At 61.4% G+C, this 2,845-nt stretch carries 3 protein-coding genes and 2 pseudogenes; 4 read left to right on the top strand and 1 reads right to left on the bottom strand.

Annotated features, from left to right (window positions below; all coding sequences use genetic code 11):
* The 3 genes and pseudogenes from EOA22_RS29620 to EOA22_RS29610 form a co-directional block, all read left to right on the top strand.
* Positions 1 to 730 (top strand): annotated as a pseudogene (locus EOA22_RS29620) (isocitrate lyase); the annotation flags it as partial.
* 58 nt (positions 731 to 788) lie between these two features.
* Positions 789 to 1,031 carry a hypothetical protein gene (locus EOA22_RS29615; RefSeq protein ID WP_127390436.1) on the top strand — a complete coding sequence of 81 codons (243 nt, stop codon included), beginning with the start codon at positions 789 to 791 and terminating at the stop codon, positions 1,029 to 1,031.
* Positions 1,032 to 1,309: 278 nt separating this feature from the next.
* Positions 1,310 to 1,714, top strand: coding sequence for a response regulator (locus tag EOA22_RS29610; RefSeq protein WP_224621462.1), 405 nt, complete (start codon positions 1,310 to 1,312; stop codon positions 1,712 to 1,714).
* Between the two features lie 83 nt (positions 1,715 to 1,797).
* Here the strand turns inward: EOA22_RS29610 and EOA22_RS29605 are convergent, their stop codons facing one another.
* On the bottom strand, positions 1,798 to 2,511 hold the full coding sequence (locus EOA22_RS29605) for an HAD family hydrolase (RefSeq protein WP_063170071.1): 714 nt from the start codon (positions 2,509 to 2,511) through the stop codon (positions 1,798 to 1,800).
* Between the two features lie 145 nt (positions 2,512 to 2,656).
* Here EOA22_RS29605 and EOA22_RS29600 point away from each other — a divergent pair.
* A pseudogene (locus EOA22_RS29600) lies at positions 2,657 to 2,845 on the top strand (glutamine synthetase); the annotation flags it as partial.

Here is a 2,845-nt window from a genome sequence, read left to right as displayed (position 1 = left end):
TCTCGGCGGCAAGGTGCTGATCCCGACTGCGGCGCACCTCCGCAACCTCAACGCCGCGCGCCTGGCGGCGGACGTGATGGGCACGCCGACCCTGGTCGTCGCGCGCACCGATGCGGAAGCCGCCAAGCTGCTCACCTCCGACATCGACGAGCGCGACCAGCCTTTCGTCGACCACGACGCCGGGCGCACGGTTGAGGGTTTCTATCATGTCAGGAACGGCATCGAGCCCTGCATTGCCCGCGCCATCGCCTATGCGCCGTACGCGGATCTGATCTGGTGCGAGACCTCGAAACCCGACCTGGCGCAGGCCAGGAAATTCGCCGAGGGCGTGCGCAAGCACCATCCCGACAAGCTGCTCGCCTACAATTGCTCGCCGTCGTTCAACTGGAAGAAGAACCTCGACGACGCGACGATTGCCAAGTTCCAGAAGGAGCTCGGCGCCATGGGCTACAAGTTCCAGTTCATCACGCTCGCCGGCTTCCACCAGCTCAACTACGGCATGTTCGAACTGGCGCGCGGCTACAAGGCGCGGCAGATGGCGGCCTATTCCGAGTTGCAGGAAGCGGAGTTCGCGGCCGAGGCCGATGGCTACACCGCGACCAAGCATCAGCGCGAGGTCGGCACCGGCTATTTCGACGCCGTGTCGATGGCGATCACCGGCGGCCAGTCGTCGACCACCGCCATGCATGAATCGACGGAGCACGCGCAGTTCAAACCGGCCGCCGAATAGCGAACAGAAAAACTCAGAGGAAACGCCCGACAGGGCTTGGGACACAAGGAGAAAACCAATGGCATCGATAAGCCGCGTCAAGGAACGCGCCGAGGAACAGTCGACAACGATGAGCGTCGACCAGCAGGCGACGATCCGCATGCTGGCCAACGACCTGCACCGCCTCAACCAGTCGGTTATGAAGGCGGTCGAGGCGGGCGTCTCGGTGGAACTCGTGGGCTCGGCACGACATCACGGCGGCGACGGCAACTGGGGCGATCTGCTGATCCCGGTGATCGTCACGCAGCAGAGCCACGGCTGACTGAAATTCATGCAACCGACCCTTCACCTGCGCAGCCCCTGCGCAGGTGAATTTTCTTTTTATGAAATGCACGTGTGGACAGTCGAGTACAGTAGCGTTGCTTGAAATTCACTGTCCCGGCGATGATTTCGGGCACTTTTATTTCAACTTGACATAGGCTGCGATCTCACGCCAATTGCGCTCCGGATTCAACTCTGCATTGAAATAGGGGCGAGCTTCTTGGCTGACTTGTGTGCCCGGTGAATCGCGAAGGCGAGACTCCAAGACATCCGAATCTGGTGACCCGCGGCTCAACCACCGAGGCGATCCGTGATCCGTCGCAGGTGCTTGTCGTCGGCAGGTCGCCAATCAATCGCGTGGTGATTTCAAAGATCGTCGAGCGATCCGGGCTCAAGCCGATTTCGGAATCTCCCGACACGGCGGCAAGGATCTTGCGGTCGCTCATTCCCGGCGCGGTTGTCCTTGACGGCGGCGCCGACAACAAGGACTGCGACAATCTGATGTCCAGCATCGACGCGTTGCGCCGCGCCTCGGGCAAATCGCTGCCACCGGTAATCCTGCTGTCAACCAAGAATGGCACCACGGAAAGCCTGGGCCTGTCTGGTGTCATCGACGTGGTGATCGCCAAGCCGATCACGCCCGAACGGTTGCAACCGGTGATCGATCGCCTGATCGGCCGCTGAGGCAATTGCGGGAAAGTGTATAGCGGTTTTTCCGTCCGGAATCGAAACCAGGTAAGGCCGGGCGACCACGGATCGCCCGGCGATCAGGGATCGATGATGCTTTCGATCAGTCCGGGCAGTTGTCCGAGATCGGATATCTGGCGGAACCTCGATTCGGTTACCGGCGCTTCGACATGCTCCAGCACCCAGGTCAGTTCATGCGGCACATGAACACCCCAGCCGCCGGCCTCGATGGCCGGCACCACATCCGACTTCAGCGAGTTGCCGACCATCATGCTTTTCGCCGGACCATCGCCGTGGCGGTTGAAGAGCCTGCTATAGGTGGCAGCATTCTTGTCGCTGACGATCTCGACCGCGTCGAACAGATCGCCAAGGCCTGAGCCAGCCAGCTTGCGCTCCTGGTCGAAGAGGTCGCCCTTGGTGATCAGCACGAGGCGGAATGCGCCGGCAAGCTTTTCGACCGTCTCGCGGGCGTGCGGCAAGGCCTCGATCGGATGGCTCAGCATCTCGCGGCCGGCATCGAGAATCTCCGCTATGACCGAGCCCGGCACGCGGCCTTGCGTGACCTCGATCGCCGTCTCGATCATCGACAGGGTAAATCCCTTGATGCCGAAGCCATAGACAGCGAGGTTGCGCCTTTCGGCCTCCAGCAATCGTGCCGAGATGTGCTCCGCTTCGCCATGGTCGACGAGCATGGCGGCAAAGCGCTTTTCCGTCAGCCGGAAGAACTGCTCGTTCTGCCACAACGTGTCGTCGGCGTCGAAGCCGATCGTCGTCAGTTTGTCATTGCGCCGCATTGAACGCCTCGATTGGAATTGGGACGGCCGAAACTAAGCCGATTGGCGTGATTTTCAACCGCACCGGGCAATGCCCGACGCGGCTCCCCTTCCCTTCCATAGGAGGGCACGGCTATACTCCACAATCCGCAACCCAATCTGGTGAATGATGCCGCCTGCAAAAAAGGAAGTCCGTCCGTCGAGCCGCGGAGGACGCGCCCGCACGCCTGCCTTCGTGAAAAACCAACGAGGCGTCAAGAACTGGAAGGAAGTCAGCGCCTGGCTGGAATGGCGCGGCATCGAGGACATCGAGTGCATCACGCCCGATCAGGCAGGCGTCGCGCGTGGCAAGATG

The organism is Mesorhizobium sp. M7A.F.Ca.US.014.04.1.1 (assembly GCF_003998745.1).
Taxonomy (GTDB): Bacteria; Pseudomonadota; Alphaproteobacteria; order Rhizobiales; family Rhizobiaceae; genus Mesorhizobium; species Mesorhizobium ciceri.
The sequence above is the reverse complement of the archived record's forward strand: the minus strand, read 5'-3'. Positions and strand labels throughout refer to the sequence as shown.

Bases quoted from the DNA above. Each gene is read 5' to 3' on its own strand.
- EOA22_RS29605 (WP_063170071.1), bottom strand. From the start codon at position 2,511: ATGCGGCGCAATGACAAACTGACGACGATCGGCTTCGACGCCGACGAC.
- EOA22_RS29615 (WP_127390436.1), top strand. From the start codon at position 789: ATGGCATCGATAAGCCGCGTCAAGGAACGCGCCGAGGAACAGTCGACA.